Source organism: Collinsella sp. BG-O-102 (genome assembly GCF_023656745.1).
In the GTDB taxonomy this organism is placed as follows: Bacteria; Actinomycetota; Coriobacteriia; order Coriobacteriales; family Coriobacteriaceae; genus Collinsella.
In genome coordinates this window covers 1-1,548 of record NZ_JAMOKO010000038.1, presented here as the reverse complement: position 1 = coordinate 1,548, position 1,548 = coordinate 1, and the positions used below count along the sequence as shown (strand labels likewise).

Here is a 1,548-nt window from a genome sequence, read left to right as displayed (position 1 = left end):
CCCCCGGCACCTGGCCGTCGCACCGTTTCCGCAGGTGGAGAGGCTATGGAGGCCGGTGCCCCCATGCCGCCGCCGCATGCTCCGCCAGCCCGCCGCGCAGCCGTTCCGGACTCAGCGCAACGGGCCCTCCGGCCCATGTCCCGGCCCGCCGCCTATCCCGCCAGCGGCCCCTCGCCCCTCGCGGCCCTGGCCCTGTCGATGCAGCCGGGCGTGAGGTCCAGCTCGCCGGGCGCCAGCTCCTCTATCCCGAACGCGTCCATGAGGGCGGAGGCGTCCTCCCCGAGGGCCATCCGCAGCACGCGCGCCGGCGTCAGGAACCCGAGCGCCCCCCTCGGCTCGGAGTTCACCTGCGACATGAGCAGCGCGCAGTCCGCCGCCGTCAGCCGGTCGAACCTGGCCCCGGCGCCCTTGGGCAGCAGCTTCCTGATCTCCACGTGGTTCTTCTCGCACGCGCCCTTCTGCTGGCTCTGCCGGGGGTCGCAGTAGAAGAGCCTGGTCTCGCCGTCCCGCTCGCCGATCAGCGCCGCGATGGCGCCCTCGTCGGCGAACTCGCTCCCGTTGTCGGTGAGCACGGCGCCGAAGGCGCGCCTCGCGCCGTCCTCGCCGAGGACCCCGCGCAGGGAGGAGAGCGCCGCCAGGACCGAGGCGCACGTGCCGTCCGGCAGCGGCAGGGCCAGCTGGAAGCGGCTCGGGCGGTGCAGGAGCGTGAGGAGCCTGGCGGAGTCGCCCCTGGGGCCCTCGACGGTGTCCATCTCCCAGGCCGCGGCGCAGGCGTCCTCGCCGAGCGCGAGGAACGACGCGTGCGACCTGCGCGACGAGTGGGACGTCGCCCTCTTCGGGGCCCGGCGCGACCTCGGCCTGTAGCCGACCTTGCGCCTGAGCTCCATGTTCGTCATGCCGTCGTAGCCGGCGTCCACCCACCTGTAGACGGTGGAGGCGCTGAGCCCGGGGGTCGTCGCCGCTATCTGCTGCGGGGAGAGCCCGCGCGCGAGCCCGTCCCTGATGGCCGCGAGCTTGGCGGCGGCGCCCTCCTCGGTCTCGTCGATCCCGGACCTGCTCGCCGAGAGCTCGGCGTCGGCCGCCTCCTGCGCCCTCCTGGCGCTGTAGAACACCCTGGGCCTCCTCGAGCAGCCGTAGCCCCTCCTGTGCGAGCAGCCGTTGCAGCACCTCGGCCACGCGGAGAGCCTGGGGCAGGCCCCCGAGAGGTCCGCGGGCGCGGGCTCGCCGTAGCGCGAGCGCGGCGCGGTGACGTAGCGGTGCGCCGCCACCTCCCTGGTCACGGTCGATGGCGACCTGCCGAGCTCCGCGGCGATCTCGCGGGCGCTGCGGTTGCGGTCGAGCATCCTCTCGACCGTGTTCCTCTCGTGCCTCGTGAGCCTCCCGTACGACCTTCCGGACGGCTTGGGTCTGGACATGCCGGCCTCCCTCCATCGCGGGCCGGGGGATTCCGGCCCCTCTGGGGTTGCCTACCCGGATTCGCGCCTCAGGACTCAGCGCAACGCGTTGCGCTGAGTCCTGAGGCTGTTGCAATGAAAATGAGAATCAAGG

The 1,548-nt window shown here is 73.4% G+C and carries 1 protein-coding gene; it reads right to left on the bottom strand.

Annotation, left to right across the window (positions count from 1 at the left end):
• Positions 1 to 152: 152 nt before the first annotated feature.
• On the bottom strand, positions 153 to 1,415 hold the full coding sequence (locus NBH09_RS09920) for an IS30 family transposase (RefSeq protein ID WP_250787857.1): 1,263 nt from the start codon (positions 1,413 to 1,415) through the stop codon (positions 153 to 155).
• Positions 1,416 to 1,548: the final 133 nt, after the last annotated feature.

Bases quoted from the DNA above. Each gene is read 5' to 3' on its own strand.
- NBH09_RS09920 (WP_250787857.1), bottom strand. From the start codon at position 1,415: ATGTCCAGACCCAAGCCGTCCGGAAGGTCGTACGGGAGGCTCACGAGG.